Genomic DNA, 15,225 nt, shown 5'->3' on the forward strand with positions numbered 1-15,225 from the left:
ACCCCGAGCGAAGACGCGCCCTTTTCTTCAGCACGCCAAGCGTGCTGGGCACGTCGGAGTCCAGGGACCTGCTTTTCTCGCTGACGATTACTTCTGCAATCTCACTTCTGCCTTCCTCCATGTTGTTGTACCTTTTCCGCTGACATGAAACGCTTGCTAGCGCTGTTTCTCCTCTGCTCCTCCTTCGCTCTCGCCCAGCAGTACGACGTCCTTATCCGCGACGGCCGCTTGGTGGACGGCACTGGAAACCCGTGGATCTATGCAGACCTGGGAGTCATCGGTGACCGCATCGCCTTCATCGGCCATGCCGATCCCGCGGTCATTGCCAAGCGCACCATCGACGCCCGCGGACTGGTCGTCGCGCCCGGCTTTATCGACATGCTGGGCCAGTCGGAGTGGCGGTTATTGATCGAACCGCAGGCCGCCAGCAAATTGACGCAAGGCATTACGACCGAGGTTACTGGCGAAGGCGACTCGATCGCCCCGCTCGACGATCGCCTCGCTAAGGAAGCGGCGGAACATTTCAGCCAGCAGAAGCTCGCCGTGGACTGGCGCACCCTCGACGAGTATTTCCGCCGTCTTGAGATACAAGGTTCCGGCATCAACCTGGCCACTTTCGTAGGCGCCACCCAGGTGCGTCGCATGGTCATCGGCGACAGCGATCGCGCGCCCACCCCAGAAGAGCTCGCCAGGATGGAGGACATGGTCGGCGACGCCATGTACGACGGCGCGCTCGGCGTGTCCACCTCCCTGCTTTACGCGCCCGCGTACTACGCCAAGACCGACGAGCTGATCGCGCTCGCCAGGCAGGCTGCAAAGTTTGGCGGCCTCTACGCCACCCACATCCGCAATGAAGCGGACTCGGAGCTGCAGGCCCTCGACGAAGCTTTTCGCATCGGCCGCGAGGCCCACATCCCGGTCGAGGTCTGGCACCTGAAGGTTGCCGGCAGACAGAACTGGGGGAAGATGCAGCAGATCATCGACGCCATCGAGAAGGCTCGCGCCTCAGGGGTGGACGTCACTGCCGACCAGTATCCCTACGTCGCCTCTGCGACCTCGCTCAGCACCGTGGTCCCTCCCAAGTACCACGACGGCGGCACCGACGCTCTCCTCCGCCGCCTCAAGGACCCGCAACAGCGCGCCGCCATCCGGAAGGAGTTGGCGTCGCTCCATCCTGCCTATGAGAACCTGTGGCTGGGGTCAGGCGGCGCGGACGGCATCCTGGTCACGTCTGTACTCAATCCCGATCTGCGCAAACACCAGGGCAAGACCATCGCACAGATCGCCGCAGCCGAGCACAAAGACCCGTTCGACGCCCTCCTGGACCTGGTCATCGCCGACCATGACAACGTCGGGGCCGCTTACTTCGAGATGACCGAGTTGGACGTCCGCCTCGCCATGCAGCGACCGTGGGTCGCGGTGAACAACGACTCCGAGGCCACCAGCCCTGACGGTCCGTTCTCCTACGAGCATCCGCATCCCCGCGCCTACGGCACCTTCCCCCGGATCCTTGGCAAGTATGTCCGCGAAGAGAAGGTCCTGCGCCTGGAAGACGCGATCCGCAAGTTCACTTCCCTGCCCGCACAGCGCGTGAAGCTTCCCGACCGCGGCCTGCTGCGCACGGGATACTTCGCCGACATCACCGTCTTCGATCCCGCAACCGTTCTCGATGTCGCGACCTTTGAGGATCCGCACCGCGTCTCAAAGGGCATCGAGTACGTCTTCGTCAACGGTCTGCTCGCGCTGGAGCACGGAAAGGTCACCGGCCTACTCGGCGGGCGCCCCTTGCGCGGCCCCGGCTGGGGCGCGCGCGAGGTCTCCCCCGACGGTCTGCCGCCGCGCGGCAAAGTCCAGGGCGTCATCACCGACGAGGATGGCTGGCCCGTCCCACGCGCCAAGGTCTCCCTGGCGGACGCCTCCGGCAAGCTCTTCGGCGCCTGCGAGACAAAGAAGGACGGACGCTACGAGATCATCAGCACCGAGCCCTGCGATGCCTGCAAGCTCACCGTCGAACGCGTGGGCTTCTCCTCGGCCGAGCAGCCCGTCCACTACAACGGCGCCAACTCCCTCTGGTTCAGCTTCGCCCTGAAGCAGATGCCGAATCCGCCGGAGCCGTGACTTGAGGGCTTGCGGCTTACGACTTGAGAGTCACGACCTGCGACTCTGTCCTCCACCCACGACCTCCCGCAGCCATCCCTCGCCCCCGCTCCGCCATCCCGCTTGTATGGCCGCTCCTCCCCAACCTGTTCCCACTTTAGCAACGGATTCACAGCAACTTTTTCCGCCAAACTTCGTCAATAGTTAGTACATGAAGCTGAAGACCTTCGCCGTCGCGGTCGCTCTCCTGCTCGGGTTGTTCCTGTTCGCCCAGCGGCGTACGTCGCTGGCGCCGCAGGCCCAGTTCAAGGCCGCCGTGGATCTCACGCATTCGATCAGCGAGAAATCGCCCAACTGGGAAGGCACCGAAAAGAGTCCCTTCGAGGCCAGGCAACTCGGACACCTCGACAAGGACGGATACTTCTCGCGCTACATCTCTTTACCCGAGCACTTCTCCACTCACATCGACGCGCCCGCGCACTTCGCCTCCGGCGCCTGGACCGTGGATCAGATCCCGCCCGAGCGCCTCATCGCTCCGCTCGTGGTGCTCGATGTCACGAAGAAAGTCGATGCCGATCCCGAGCACGTGGTTTCGGTCGAGGACATCGCCGCCTGGGAGCAGGCCAACGGACAGATCCCATCGGGCGCGGTGGTCGTGGCCCGCACCGGGTGGTCCGCGCGCTGGTATTCGATGGAGAAGTACCGCAACGCCGACGCCAAGGGCATGCATTTTCCCGGCTTCGGCGAACCCGCGGTCCGCTTCCTGGTCGAGGCGCGCAGCATCGTCGGCCTGGGCATCGACACTCTCAGCGTGGATCCCGGCTCGTCGAAGACCTTCCCCGTCCACCAGTACGTAGCCGCGCACAACGTCTACAACCTGGAGAACGTCGCCTATCTGGAGCAGGTGCCTCCCAGTGGCGCCTTACTGGTGGTGGCGCCGGCCAAGCTCGAAGGCGGCTCCGGCGGCCCCGTCCGCCTCCTCGCTCTCATCCGATAGTCTTGGCCTGCATTTGGAGTTCCGAGATCGTTTCCGGATCGCCCTGACTCTTCTGAGTACTTGTTACTGGGTACTGGGTACTCGTTCCTAGGTGATGTGCAACCGCCAGAGGGTGTAGCTGAGGACCTCCCGCAGCACCAGGGAAACCCGCTGCCAGCGGCTCCGCGGGCGGGACTGCGGACGCGGCGCGCCGTACACCTGCACTCCGTAACGCCCCAGCATGCGCTTGACCCGGAAGATGTGGTACCCGTCGCTCACCACCACGCAGCTTCTCATGCCGTTCACCTGCATGATGGTGGCCACCCGCTCGGTGGATTCGTCCGTGTTGTCGCTCTGCGTCTCGGCGATGATCTTCTGTTCGGGCACGCCGTGCTCCACCAGGTATTTGCGCCCGACGCCGCCTTCGCTGAACTTCGGGTCCTCGCCCTGCCCGCCGGTGGTGATCATGACCGGCGCGATGCCCCGCTGGTAGAGCGCGAGCGCGTGGTCCAGACGCGCCTTGAAAATGGGAGACGGGCGCCCCGCGTATTCCGCCGCGCCCAGCACCACGATAGCGTCCGCCGGCCGCGTCTCGTCCACCCACATCTGCTGCTGGATGCGCCGGTAGACCACGGCCGTGTATGCCACGACCGCAAGCAAGACTGCGGCCAGCAGCCACGCGAGCCGATTGTGTCGTCGCGCACTCAATGCGGGAGACCCCTGGGGCGGGATGCGGCTATGCCAGGCCCTCGTGGCCGAGGAATTCCGCGATCTCCTGGGTGGTGATGGCGCCTTCGCGCAGCACGCGCCAGCGCCCCTTTTCGTCGGTCAGGTCGATGATAGTCGAGGCCACGTTGCGCGGCGACGGCCCTCCGTCCACGATCACCGGGATCTTGGTGCCCAGTTGCTCGCGCACCCCTTCCGCTGTGGTGCACTCTGCGGCGCCGCTCACGTTGGCCGAGGTCGCGGTGATCGGCACCTGCGCCGCGCGCACCACTTCGATCGGGATCTTGGCCGCGGGCACGCGCAGCGCCACGTTCCCCGTGTTCGCCGTCACCTTCAGCGGCAGCCGCGACGCCCCGCGCACAATCAGCGTCAGCGGCCCCGGCCAGAACTTCCGCGCCAGGGCGTAGAACTGCTCGGAGAGCGGTTTGGTGAGTTCTTCCGCCTGGTCCACGCTCTCGATCAGCAGCGACAGCGGCTTGTGCTTGGAGCGCGACTTCACGTCGTAGATGTGCTCCACGGCGCGCAGGTTGAACGGGTCCGCCGCCAGGCCGTAAAACGTGTCCGTGGGCATGCCCAGCACCTGTCCGGCCCGGATCTGCTCGGCAACGTATTGGATGAGCCGGGATTCGGGCGTGGCGGGATTGATCCTGATGATCTCGGCGGGCAAATGTTCCCTTTCTTCCCTGCTGAACGGCGAAAACTAACATATCAGTTTACTGGCTGCAAGGACGAGCCCGTTGAACGGCGTCATCCTGAGCGAGGCCGCGCCGCGCGGCCGAGTCGAAGGACCCCTACCGGGGGAATGTCATCCCGAGCGAAGACGCGCCCGCGCTTTTCAGCACGCACGCTTTTCGCGTGCTGGGCGCGTCGCAGTCGAGGGACCTGCTCTTTCGCTGGCGTATCATTATCAACCGTGCCCTCCACCACCCGCGCTCGCTTGCGCCACATCACCAGCGCCCAGAACGCGCTGGTCAAGGAGCTGCGCCGTGCCTTCTCCCGCGGCGAGCTGACTTCTGACGGGAACTGCGCCATCGAAGGCATCCGCATCACCGAGGAGGCCATCCGCAGCGGCCTGCGCTTCCGCGCCGTGTTCTTCCGCGAGTCGGCGACGTCGGCCGCCGAACGCCTGCTGCCGCAGATCGGCGCCAACGTCGAGACCGTCACCGTGCCCGACGCCGTCTTCGACAGTGTGGTCGCGACCGAAACTCCTCAAGGCATCGCCGCCCTGGTGAAACTGAAGTCGTTCGAACTCGAAGACGCATTGCGCGCGCCTGTGCCCCTGGTGGTGGTCGCTGCCGGCGTGCAGGATCCGGGCAACCTCGGCACCTTGCTGCGCTCCGCCGAAGCCTTCGGCGCGACGGGGATCCTGGTCGGCGAAAAGACCGTGAGCCACCTTTCGCCCAAGACCGTGCGCGCCTCGGCGGGCTCGGTCTTTCGTCTGCCCATTATTTCCGTGACTCTTGCCGACGTTCTGCCGCGTCTTCGCGAGGCCGGCCTGCGCCTGGTGGCGACCTCCTCGCACAAGGGCACTCCCGCGGATGGGGCCGATCTCGCGGGCAAGCTGGCGCTGTTCATCGGCAACGAGGGCGCGGGCCTCCCGCGCGACGTGATGAAAGATATGGACGAGGTCATCGTCATCCCCCACTCGCCCAAGGTCGAATCCCTCAATGCCGGGATTGCCGCGAGTATCCTTCTGTATGAAGCTGCGCGGCAGAGGCGCGCAAATTTGTAATTGGTAATTTGTAATTTGGAAGATTCAAGCAGTGCTGGGAACGCACGCTCTCGCGTTTCAATTACCAATTACAAATTACCAATTACCAATTTCATGGGCTTGTTCCAACCGCTTCCGAAAGACGAGAGTCTCGACCGCACGCAGCCTCTGGCGGCGCGCATGCGGCCGCGCACGCTCGAGGAATTCGTCGGCCAGGAGCACATCCTCGCGCCCGGCAAGCCGTTGCGCCTGCAGATCGAGCGCGACGACCCCGGCTCGCTCATTTTCTGGGGACCTCCGGGCGTGGGCAAGACCACTCTGGCGCGGATCATCGCCAACATGACCCGCTCGGAATTCATCCAGTTCTCCGCCGTGCTCTCCGGCATCAAGGAGATCAAAGCGGTGATGGCCGACGCCGACAAGGCCCGCCAGTACGGCACCCGCACCATCGTCTTCGTGGACGAGATCCACCGCTTCAACAAGGCGCAGCAGGACGCCTTCCTGCCCTACGTCGAGTCCGGCGCCATCCGCCTCATCGGCGCCACCACCGAGAATCCCTCGTTCGAGATCATCTCCGCCCTGCTCTCACGCACCCGCGTGTACGTGCTCAACCCGCTGACCGAAGAGCAGATCGTAACGCTGCTCCGCCGCGCGCTGGCCGACCGCGAGCACGGCCTGGGCGACATGGAGATGAAGATGGCCGACGCCGTGCTGGAGAAGATCGCCAGCTACTCCAGCGGCGACGCCCGCAGCGCCTACAACGTGCTCGAGCTTGCCGCCAAGGCCGCGGGCAAGGGCGGCATCATCACCGATGAAATCGTTAAAGACGCGCTCCAGAAGCGCGTCCTGCTCTACGACAAGGCGGGCGAGGAGCACTACAACCTCATCTCCGCGCTGCACAAGTCGGTGCGCAACTCCGATCCCGACGCCGCCCTCTACTGGCTGGCGCGCATGTTGGAAGCCGGCGAGGAGCCGCTCTACATCGCGCGCCGCGTGGTGCGCATGGCGGTCGAGGACATCGGCTTGGCCGATCCCAACGCGCTCGCCGTCACCCTCGCAGTAAAAGATGCCGTGGATTTCTTGGGGCAACCGGAAGGCGATCTCGCGCTGGCTGAAGCGGTCGTCTATCTCTCGGTCGCGCCCAAATCGAACGCGCTCTACACCGCGTACGGTGCGGTGCGGGGCGATGTCGAACAGACCGTCGCCGAACCGGTGCCGCTCCACCTGCGTAACGCGCCCACCGGTTTGATGAAGAATATCGGCTACGGCAAGGGCTACCAGTATGCCCACGACCTCGACGAAAAAGTGGCGGACATGCAGTGCCTGCCCGACAATCTGAAAAACCGCCGCTACTACCACCCGACCGATCAGGGCGTGGAGAAGCGCATCCGCGAGCGCCTCGAAGAGATCCGGAAGCTACGCAAGTCTCGGTAACTTCTGCATTCTTCGTTCTGCGCTCTTCGTTGCCGTTCGAGATTGCAAAAGCATCGCAGAAGTGAGAACGAGGATCGCAGAAGTGCCAGAATGACTCACATCTCCGTGGAAGCCCACGCCTTCAGGCGTGGGAAATAGCGAGCCGGGTGCCCCACCCTTCCCGCGCCAGCGGGAGGGTGGGCCATCTTTCTTCGTGCGCCTTCGTATTCCTTGGTGTTCCTTCGTGTTGAGTCTTTATTCTTGAGCTCCCACTCAACTAACTATAGCTTTTGGCAATGTCAAGAGCTTTATTTTTCTGCTCTGCAACTCATTGATCCCGCAGCGCCTTCCGTTCCGTACCTCGCCGTCCACAACTCTTGAACTTGCTATGCTGGATGTAGCGAGCTTTGTTCTCGCACGTTCTTTGACAACTCGCGCCCGTTGCTAAGTCCTTTGAAAAACTTATTTTGCAGATCTCGCGCTGAAAACAAATGACTTCACAACAGATCTCCTAACCTGCTGATTCCGCAGGTGGTTTAACTCTATTGTTTGACTGATCTTGCGGCTAAGTCGCTGAAAATAAAGGATCACGGCACAGGGGGGGGTACCCCCTCGGAGATATGTCTCTGCGCGCTAGAACCGCGTGCGGTGCTCTTTCAGGATGCAGCGGTCCATGACCACGAACAGGCCCGCCCTCTTCGCCCGCTCGTAGGCCTGCTGGTTGACGACTTCCTCCTGCATCCAGACGGCGGGGATCTTGAGCCTGATGGCCTGGGCCACGATGTCGGGGACGAACTCGGGCCGGCGGAAGATGTCCACGATGTCGATCTTTTCTTTCACCGCGTCGAGCGACGGATACGCTTTCTCGCCCAGCGCCGACTCGATCTTGGGATTCACCGGGATGATGCGGTAGCCGTGCTGCTGCAGATACAAGGCGACGCCGTGGCTGGGCCGCAGCGGGCTGTTGGAGAGCCCCACCACGGCGATGGTCTTTGCGTTGTTTAGAAGATCGTAGATGGGATCGGAGGGCACGGGGGGATTATAACGATTGGAAATTGGTAATTTGTAATTGGTGATTTGAAAGTTGCGATCCTGCAGATTTCTTACAATTACAAATTTCAGATTACAAATTACCAATCAACGAATCACTCGCTTTTCTTGCCGCCTGCGGGCTGGGATTTCTGTTTGTAGGTCTTGAGCGCCAATTTCCGTAGCGTATCGGAGATGTTCTTGTTCATCGAGAGGTTCTTCAGATCGTTGACCAGCAGGTGGTTCATCAGGCCCAAGCCGAGGTCGATCGGCAGGCGCGGGTTGTTCACCAGCGCGCGGATCACGGCATAGTTCTTCATGAACTTTCGCTTCTGCGTGATGCCGCGCAGCACGCTCTCCTGGACGTTTTTCATGGAGGCGAACTGCTCGATCTCGGCGTCGCTCACCTTGGGCGACTCCAGCACGGCGCTGGAGACGACTTTCGAGCCGTCGCGGATGAGCACGAAGCGCTCGTCCTTGGTGCCTTTCATGGCGAGCTGAACGCGCTCACCGACCGTGCAGCGCGCCAGCTTCTGGATCGTGGAGATGCGCTCGCGCTCCTTGGGTTCTGCCTTCGCCGCGGGTGCGGCGGCGGCGGGATCGGCGACAGCAGCAGGCGCGGCGGCAGGCGCCGGAGCAGCAGCAGGGTTTGGCGCTTGTCCCGTGACCGCGGCGATGGCCGCGATCTCCTCGTGGTTCTCGTGCGCGCCGACTAGTTCGAAGGCCTTCCCTTCCTCGGCGGCGATCTCGGCGGCGTGCTCGGCCAGGTACTTGGCGGTCTCTTCTTCGTGGGCAGCGGAGGCCAGCTCCGCATCGGCCGCGGGTGCGGCGGCGATCTCTTCTCCCAGTTCGCGCAGCGCCTCCTGCACTTTTTGCAGCTCGTCCGGACTGAGGTGCGGGTTCGTGGCCAGCGCCTGCAGCACGTGCGACGACTTCTGCACTCGCGGGCTGGCCAGCATCATATCCACCAGTTCGCGCGATTCCGCTTGCGCCATGTCGATCAGGTACTTCTCCTCGACGGCAACGTTCTCCACCAGCGTAGGAATGAGTCTGGGACGCCGATTCTGCGGGTCAACGAGATATTCCAGCACCTCTTTTGGCGTGCCGGGATCGCCCGCGACAAGGATCGACGAAGATTCTTCCCACCCCGCCAGAGTCATCTTGGCCTGCTCGGCGAAGACCGGATTGGTGGTCAGATACACCAGGATCTCGATCATCTCCGGCGGCGGCAGAGCAAGGGCGCCGCGGGCGGCCGAGCGCATGACGTTGGCGGGCACGGCCGACTGGCGCATCAACTCGATCATTCGCGGCACGGAGGATCCTCTATCGCTGCAAGCCGTCGGGAGTAAAAACGACGGTCTTGACCTGGTTGCCGGCGCCGAGCGTCGGTTGCGGCTGGCCATTGAACGAGAGCTCGACCGCCCCGGCGTTGCCCGTGGTGAGGACGACCTTGTTCTTCGCCCGGATGGTCTTCTCGCCCTTCAAGGTGCCTTGCATGAGGACCTTGTCGTCGGCGGTGATCGAGACCCAGGAATCCTGGCGGGCGCGGATCTGAAGCACGAACTCGCCGGGAAGCGCCGCTACCGCGGGACTCACCGTGCTGGCGCCGGACAACATGGGATTCTGCGACGCCGCGGAAGCCGTCGTGCGAGCGGCGCCAGGAACGCCTGCCGGCGAGTTACTGGCCGCCCCGGGCGTGGAGATGTTGTCCAGAGGAGCGGCCGCAGGAGCCGCCGGGGCGGGCTTCGGAGCGGCCGCGACGGTCGAGGGCACCTGCGCCGCCGGTGCGGGCTTCGCCCGGTGCACCATGCGGCTGGCAGCTCCGGCGATGGGTTCGTGGAAGCGCCAGGCGGCAAAGATCAGCACCAGCAGGACGATCGCGCCGCCCACCACCAGCATGTTCAGTGACAGCAGCGGCTCCTCGGCTGCCGGGGTTTCGGGCGTAGTGGACGCCGGCTGTTGCTGCTGGAACTCCCCGTAGGCGGCCATGAAATCGGTGACCGCCTGTTCCTCATCGATGCCGAGATACTTGGCGTAGGCGCGGACGAATCCTTTGTTGAAGATGCCGCCGGGAAGCTTGTCGAAATCCTCCCCCTCGAGCGCGCGCAGGGAGCGGGTGCCGATCTTGGTGGATTCGGCAATCTCCTCCAGCGTGATCCCGCGCATTTCGCGCTCACGCTGCATGCGTTCGCCAAACGATCCCATGGTCCTGCGCACCTTTCCCGGCCAGACGGCAAGAGAGCGGGAGGTTTACTGGTAGATGGCGGCCATGATAGGTATGTAGGGGAAAGCTGTCAAACGGAAATCGAGGCCGAAAGCCTTTGTCAGCAATGACTTTGGGGCAATGCCAGGGTTGTTACCGAAGCTACTCCGGGTCCAGAAAGGTTGTTGCTGCTGCAGAAATAGTCCGCATATAATGAGCCGCGCTTCTCCGCCAGGACGAGGGACTCTCGCACTCATGTCTGAGGCTGCCGCGGCCGACCGTCATCGACAGATCCAGGAGCTCAACATCTTCCACGATGTTGCGAAGGCACTTACGTCTTCGCTCAACCTGGACTCCGTCCTGCAGACCATCATGGACAAAATGGCGGAGTACTTCCGGCCGGACACCTGGTCGCTGCTGATGGTGGACGAGGCCAAGGATGAGCTGTATTTCGCCATCGCAGTGGGCGACGCCGCCGAGGCCCTGAAGACGGTCCGGCTGAAGATGGGCGAGGGCATCGCGGGATGGGTGGCGCGGCACGGCGAGTCGCTGATCGTGCCCGACGTGCGCACCGACCCGCGCTTCGCCAAGCGCATCGACGAGATGACCAAGTGGCAGACCCGCTCCATCATCTGCGTGCCGCTGAAGTCCAAGCAGCGGGTGCTGGGCGTGATCCAGCTCATCAACTGCGCGGTCGAGACCTTCGTCGAGAAGGAGATGTTCTTCCTGCACGCGCTCTGCGACTACGCCGCCATCGCCATCGACAACGCGCGCGCGGTGGAGAAGATCCAGGAACTCACCATCACCGACGACTGCACCGGCCTGTACAATGCGCGGCACCTGTACAAGACGCTGGAAGCCGAGGTCTACCGCTCGGCCCGCTTCGGCTACGAATTCAGCGTGTTGTTCATCGATCTGGACCATTTCAAGCAGGTCAACGACACCCACGGCCACCTGGTCGGAAGCAAGCTGCTGGCCGAGGTGGGATACAGCATCAAGAGCCACCTGCGCCTGATCGACTACGCCTTCCGCTACGGCGGCGACGAGTTCGTGATCCTGCTGCCACAGACCAGCAAGGAAGCGGCGCTGGTGGTGGCCAAGCGCATCCGCGACGTCTTCCGCACCGCTCCCATGCTGAAGGACGACAATCTTAACCTCAACATCCGGGCGAGCCTCGGCCTTGCCTCCTACCCCGACGACGCCAAAAGCGCGCACGAGATCATCCGCCAGGCAGACGAGATGATGTACATGGTCAAGAACTCGACCCGCGACAACATTGCGGTGGCGCAGCAGGGGATCGTGAAGTAAGGGTTTAGTTCGGAACTGAGTACTCGGTACTCATTACTCAGTACTCAGTACTCGGTTAACTTCCAGAGCGTTCTTACAAGCCATCGGCGCACCGCAATCAAGACGGTTGGTGCCCACACGAGCAAAACCGGCTCGTGTGGGGCACCCGGCACCCCCATCATGGAGAGGTGTAACATTCTGGCGTTGTCTGGGCCACCCGCCACCCTCAGATTTTATTCTGTGAGTGAGCAAGAAACTCGGCGCGAACGGTGGGCCACCCGCCAAACTATGTGTACGGGGTTTACATGAGCGCTGCGGGATACACTCTCAATCAGGCGCTAACCGGGGCGGACATCTACGCGCAATATAGATCCTCCTACCCGGCAGGCACAGTGATGGATCCGAAATACCAGTTCACGCCCGAAGTCAATGTCATGAATATCACTTACGGGTTTAGCGCGCAGCAGATGGGGACTCTATGCCACAAGTAGAGAATAATCTTGAGGGATGTACGGACGACCCGACCATCCAGCGTGTCAGAGACAGCCGCTCTGCACTCCGCAAGACGATGCTGATCCTAGCCATTTCAGGGTGCGCCTTTCTGTCTGGCTGTAGCAATGTCGCGACGATCTGGTCCACAGAAGTTCGATCTCCAGATGGGCGGTGGGTTGCGATAGCTCGCACAGATCAATACAGTGGTCCCGGAAACGCTGCCTTGCTAACCACTGTGTTTCTGAAGCATACCAAGGGTCCCAAGGCTCCAATCGAAGTCTTGCTCTTCATGCAAGATGCAAAATCTATAGACCTGAAGATGAACTGGCCGACGTCATCGCGTCTGGAGGTCACTTACAAACAACCCGCAGTAATCGACTTCCAGGCCATCAAGTGCGGTGGGGTCGACATCTCGGTGCAGGACGTCTCAAGTGCGATGCCCGAGACCGGTGCCGTGGACCTGAAGAATGGGACGCTGAGCCTACAAGTCCCGATCCCGGCCACTCAACAGAAAACGACAGCGCCGCGATCCGGGAGCGGGTGAGGGTCAGGCAGGGTACTCAGGGTTCTGGCAGGTGTCCTGAGAGTTTTTTCTTTAGCTGCGGGTTTGGTTTTCTGGCCGCGCCGATCTGTGGCGCGGCCTTGCCGTCTTGCCGCTGCCGATCCCGTTCCTGAGTGACCTGCTCCCCGAATTCCGCACACAGCCAAGTATGATTTCGAACGAAGGAGAGGGGACGGGGCCGTAGTAGGTTCCAGCCCACCTACAACCCGGGCGGTGGCCCAGGTAAGCCGGGGTGACAAAAATGAAGTTTCCCTTGCGCCGGTTCGCCTGTCGGACGCTTACTCTGCCAGCCGCTCTGCTTGGCAAATCTTAAGCTGCCGAAATAAGAGTTCTAAAATCGTCCTCTAAGGCCGACCATTTCCAGCCACCAGCCGTCAGCACTCAGTGTTGAGGAGAGGGCCCCTCCCGTTGCAGCCTTCGGTTCAGCGGAAACTGAACGAGAGATGTCCTGCGCCCGAACCGAGTTGGCGGGCTAGACTGGCAGCGTGACCAAGGGTCTGAAACGGGTCTACAACGGGCGAGACCTGCACTACATCACCTGCAGTTGTTACCGCCGGCGGCCGCTGTTGGGGACGGCGAAGCGGCGCGACACCTTCGCGAAGATACTGGAGCAAGTACGCCAGCGGTACCGATTCGTGGTGGTGGGATACGTGGTCATGCCGGAGCACATTCTTCTGCTGATCAGTGAACCGGAGGTCGGAGATCCGTCCGCGGTCATGCAGGTGCTGAAGCAGCGGGTGGCGCGCCGGCTGCTGCCGAAAGGCCCGCGCCAGTCCCTGCACCACGGCTGGGAACAATCAGAACTGTGGCCATTCCAAGCCGAGCCGCACTTCTGGCAGCGGCGGTTCTATGATCTCAATGTCTGGAGCCAACGCAAACGAGTGGAGAAGCTGGATTATATGCACCAGAATCCAGTGAGACGCAGGCTGGTGAGCACGCCGGAACTGTGGCGGTGGAGCAGCTTCCGGGCTTATGCTTTCGGGGAGGAAGGGTTGGTGAAGATCAACTACGGCTGGAGGCCGGCGAAGTTACGGCGGATTCAGCCTGCCGCGTGAAACCTGGTAGCCCACCCTTTGCGGCGCAAAGACGGTGCCGCAAACGGTGGGGCACCCTCAGATTTTATTCTGTGAGTGAGCAAGAAACTCGGCGCGAACGGTGGGCCACCCGCCAATCACTGGTACCCAACATCGATGGGAAATACTCACCAGACGTACAACATCACTGCGACGTGCCATTGATCATGAAACTACGATTATTACTGATACTGATGACGATAGCCTGTGTGCTGGTGGGGTGTCATACGACACAGCCGCCGGTCACGCCACACGACGTTGCAGGCAACTACACGTTTGTTTCGAAGGACCCAGAAAGCCGGGCGACGGATCACAATCTGAACCATCTGGTTCTGCAATCGGATGGAACATACGATCTCGTCGAGGGAGGAGCAACTAAGGCTGTATCAGAAAGGAAGGGTGTTTGGAGGATAGAGCCTGGAACTCCCCCCGATCATGTCAACGTCGTCCTCGATCACTCTGGCTATCCGGTTGAGATGAAGCGACATGAAGTCCGGTTATTGATCGATTTGGATACGGGAGTGTGGTGGGTCAAGCCTAGGTGAACGGGACTGGTGTAGCCGCAAACAACGGGTTAAAACAAAAGATATGCAGCGCCATTCCGCAGGGAAGGATGACGAGTGCTGGCGGCTCGGTCGGACTGATCGGTGGAGAAACCGGCTCCCTTCAACAGGTCGTGAACTACAACAGCGGCGAAGTGAGCAATTTTGCCAGTGGTGGTGTACAAGGAGGCTGGAACGGGGGCGCATCGGCCTCGGGTTCTGTCGGGCTGATTTTTCAGGGAAACGGCCAATTCACTAATTCGGATTTCAGCGGGCCTTTTAGCAACGTCACCGTGAGCGCACGCGAAGGCCCGGGCGGCTCTGTTTCTTGGGCGTCGAATGGAGTCAAGGTCGTCTCTGGAAGTGTCAGTGCGACCCTGATCCCAGGACCACCCACAGTGAGCTATTCTTACACTTGGACTACGAAACCCAAGCCTGCGGGGAATATTTGGACCAATCTCAGTAACCCGCTCGGGTTGGCAGATTTGGCCTTATATGGCCTGCGGCAGCTGTGCAAGTAGGCAGCGACATGATCACATTTAGCGTATCTGCCGCCATACTCCTTGCCCTCGGGTCCAGCTGCGGCATACTGTCCGCATTTTTCTTGTGGCAGGAGATCGGGGAGGTCAATCGAAAATTACCTGACGGTGAACAAATTTCCTACTGGGGAATGCATCCGGCGAAAATGGCGAGGGTGAGGAGGGAATATAGACGGTTGTATCCATCGGGCAAGATTGATCTCATGAGTCGCATCTTTCAGTATGCAGCGTTTGTATTCGCAGTGCTTTTGTTGATTCCGCTAGGGTTCTTTAGGTGAATGCCGTCATCGACCTTGTTCTCGTCACCGGCCTCGGAGACGCGTGACCCTCGATAACAGCGAAGGCACTGTCAAGGACACACGGGGGCACGTGGCCACCTGGTGGGTGGCCCGGGCAACCGCCTCTGCGAGAATTCCGAGGGTGCCCCGTCCGAGCGCGGTGTTCGCTCGGGCGGGGGTCTTGGTCAGAGTCGAGCCCGTATCGGGAGCAGGTCAGGCATCCCGAGCCTGAGAAAAGTTCTAAAATCGTCCTCTAGGGCCGACCATTCATTTCTTTAAGAATCAACCGCCGATGCG

General features: G+C 61.7%; 13 protein-coding genes. 8 read left to right on the plus strand and 5 right to left on the minus strand.

All coding sequences use genetic code 11. The annotated features are described in order from the left end of the window. The first annotated feature begins 144 nt into the window (after positions 1-144). Together LAN37_03125 and LAN37_03130 are read left to right on the plus strand one after the other, a co-directional pair. Positions 145-2,118, plus strand: coding sequence for an amidohydrolase family protein (locus LAN37_03125; protein ID MBZ5646199.1), 1,974 nt, complete (start codon positions 145-147; stop codon positions 2,116-2,118). A gap of 190 nt (positions 2,119-2,308) precedes the next feature. Then, on the plus strand, positions 2,309-3,094 hold the full coding sequence (locus LAN37_03130) for a cyclase family protein (GenBank protein ID MBZ5646200.1): 786 nt from the start codon (positions 2,309-2,311) through the stop codon (positions 3,092-3,094). An 87-nt stretch (positions 3,095-3,181) separates the two neighbouring features. Here LAN37_03130 and LAN37_03135 read toward each other — a convergent pair whose 3' ends face one another. Beyond that, positions 3,182-3,805, minus strand: a complete 624-nt coding sequence (locus LAN37_03135) for a YdcF family protein (GenBank protein MBZ5646201.1) — start codon at positions 3,803-3,805, stop codon at positions 3,182-3,184. Positions 3,806-3,809: 4 nt separating this feature from the next. Then, positions 3,810-4,466, minus strand: coding sequence for a threonylcarbamoyl-AMP synthase (locus tag LAN37_03140; protein ID MBZ5646202.1), 657 nt, complete (start codon positions 4,464-4,466; stop codon positions 3,810-3,812). A gap of 246 nt (positions 4,467-4,712) precedes the next feature. Between LAN37_03140 and LAN37_03145 the strand changes: the two genes are divergently transcribed. Together LAN37_03145 and LAN37_03150 are read left to right on the plus strand one after the other, a co-directional pair. Beyond that, entirely contained in the window at positions 4,713-5,531 is an 819-nt protein-coding gene (locus tag LAN37_03145; GenBank protein MBZ5646203.1) for an RNA methyltransferase, read from the plus strand. A 93-nt stretch (positions 5,532-5,624) separates the two neighbouring features. Further along, positions 5,625-6,944, plus strand: coding sequence for a replication-associated recombination protein A (locus LAN37_03150; GenBank protein MBZ5646204.1), 1,320 nt, complete (start codon positions 5,625-5,627; stop codon positions 6,942-6,944). 612 nt (positions 6,945-7,556) lie between these two features. Here the strand turns inward: LAN37_03150 and LAN37_03155 are convergent. The 3 genes from LAN37_03155 to LAN37_03165 form a co-directional block, all read right to left on the minus strand. Next, entirely contained in the window at positions 7,557-7,955 is a 399-nt protein-coding gene (locus LAN37_03155) for a CoA-binding protein (protein ID MBZ5646205.1), read from the minus strand. Positions 7,956-8,068: 113 nt separating this feature from the next. Further along, a complete protein-coding gene (locus LAN37_03160; protein MBZ5646206.1) occupies positions 8,069-9,265 on the minus strand; it encodes a hypothetical protein in 1,197 nt (398 codons plus the stop codon). 10 nt (positions 9,266-9,275) lie between these two features. Continuing rightward, a complete protein-coding gene (locus LAN37_03165; GenBank protein MBZ5646207.1) occupies positions 9,276-10,157 on the minus strand; it encodes a DUF4115 domain-containing protein in 882 nt (293 codons plus the stop codon). A gap of 211 nt (positions 10,158-10,368) precedes the next feature. Between LAN37_03165 and LAN37_03170 the strand changes: the two genes are divergently transcribed. From LAN37_03170 to LAN37_03185, 4 genes are all read left to right on the plus strand, one after another. After that, on the plus strand, positions 10,369-11,463 hold the full coding sequence (locus LAN37_03170) for a sensor domain-containing diguanylate cyclase (GenBank protein ID MBZ5646208.1): 1,095 nt from the start codon (positions 10,369-10,371) through the stop codon (positions 11,461-11,463). Between the two features lie 760 nt (positions 11,464-12,223). Next, complete coding sequence (locus LAN37_03175) at positions 12,224-12,478, plus strand: hypothetical protein (GenBank protein MBZ5646209.1); 255 nt, start codon at positions 12,224-12,226, stop codon at positions 12,476-12,478. Between the two features lie 503 nt (positions 12,479-12,981). Next, positions 12,982-13,551: a transposase gene (locus LAN37_03180; protein MBZ5646210.1), complete on the plus strand. Its 570-nt coding sequence runs from the start codon at positions 12,982-12,984 to the stop codon at positions 13,549-13,551. Between the two features lie 559 nt (positions 13,552-14,110). After that, the gene (locus LAN37_03185; GenBank protein ID MBZ5646211.1) at positions 14,111-14,632 is read left to right on the plus strand and encodes a hypothetical protein; all 522 of its coding nucleotides are present in this window, start codon (positions 14,111-14,113) and stop codon (positions 14,630-14,632) included. The last annotated feature ends 593 nt before the right edge of the window (positions 14,633-15,225 follow it).

Source organism: Terriglobia bacterium, from assembly GCA_020073495.1.
Classification (GTDB): domain Bacteria; phylum Acidobacteriota; class Terriglobia; order Terriglobales; family Acidobacteriaceae; genus JAIQFD01.

Bases quoted from the DNA above. Each gene is read 5' to 3' on its own strand.
- LAN37_03165 (MBZ5646207.1), bottom strand. From the start codon at position 10,157: ATGGGATCGTTTGGCGAACGCATGCAGCGTGAGCGCGAAATGCGCGGG.
- LAN37_03125 (MBZ5646199.1), top strand. From the start codon at position 145: ATGAAACGCTTGCTAGCGCTGTTTCTCCTCTGCTCCTCCTTCGCTCTC.
- LAN37_03150 (MBZ5646204.1), top strand. From the start codon at position 5,625: ATGGGCTTGTTCCAACCGCTTCCGAAAGACGAGAGTCTCGACCGCACG.
- LAN37_03170 (MBZ5646208.1), top strand. From the start codon at position 10,369: ATGAGCCGCGCTTCTCCGCCAGGACGAGGGACTCTCGCACTCATGTCT.
- LAN37_03130 (MBZ5646200.1), top strand. From the start codon at position 2,309: ATGAAGCTGAAGACCTTCGCCGTCGCGGTCGCTCTCCTGCTCGGGTTG.
- LAN37_03175 (MBZ5646209.1), top strand. From the start codon at position 12,224: ATGCAAGATGCAAAATCTATAGACCTGAAGATGAACTGGCCGACGTCA.